Annotated in this window: 1 protein-coding gene; it reads left to right on the forward strand. The window is 71.9% G+C overall.

The annotated features are described in order from the left end of the window. Positions 1-619 (forward strand): BcsE family c-di-GMP-binding protein (locus tag G3N93_RS41205; protein ID WP_277396623.1); only part of this gene is annotated, 619 nt, incomplete at its 5' end. Between the last annotated feature and the right edge of the window lie 133 nt (positions 620-752).

Raw genomic sequence — 752 nt, forward strand, 5'->3', positions numbered from 1 at the left:
CCTGCCGGTCGGCGCGTTCTGCCTGCGGATTCGCGCTGTGCTCGATCGCGGCGCCGTGCTCGCGCTGCCGCACACGCTCGCGAAGATCTCGCTGCTGCCGGGTGTGTCGCACGTCGACGCGCTGCGGTTTTGCCGGCCGCGCCGCGCGGGCGACGTCGTGACGGCCGATGCCGCGCACCTGTACGTGTTCCTGTTCGCGTGCGAACCGGCCGATGCGGAGGACGCGCTCGCGCGCATCTTCGACGTGCCGGTCGACGCGCTGTCCGACCGTGTCGTGTGCCTCGGGCACGGCAGCATCGACACCGAGCTCAATGCGCTGAAGGCCGAGAACCGGCGCGCGCCGATCGCCGACTACAGCGATCTGTTCGCGGCCACGCAGCCGGCGGGCGCGACGCGCACCCCGTCCGCGCGCACCGATCCCGGCGCGGCGTTGCCCGACGCGAGCGAAGTGAGCAGCGCGATCGACGCAATCGATACGATCGTCGCGCTCGATGCGATCGGTGCGACACCGACGGCCGCGGCCGCCGACGCATCTGCGCCGGAACCCGTCATTCCCGCCGCGCGCAAGCGCAGCGCCGTTCGCAGCGCGATGCCGCTGCGCAAGCAGGGGGTCGCATGATCGCCGTCATCGTCATCGGTTTCATCGTCGGCATCGTGATCGCGGTGCCCGTGTGGATCGTCGCGCAGCACCTCGGTATCGGCCGCGGCTTTCATGCGCCGCGCGGCATCGACCGGCGCGACGCCGTGCCCTC

It is taken from the genome of Burkholderia sp. Se-20378 (assembly GCF_017104665.1).
Lineage (GTDB): Bacteria > Pseudomonadota > Gammaproteobacteria > Burkholderiales > Burkholderiaceae > Burkholderia > Burkholderia lata.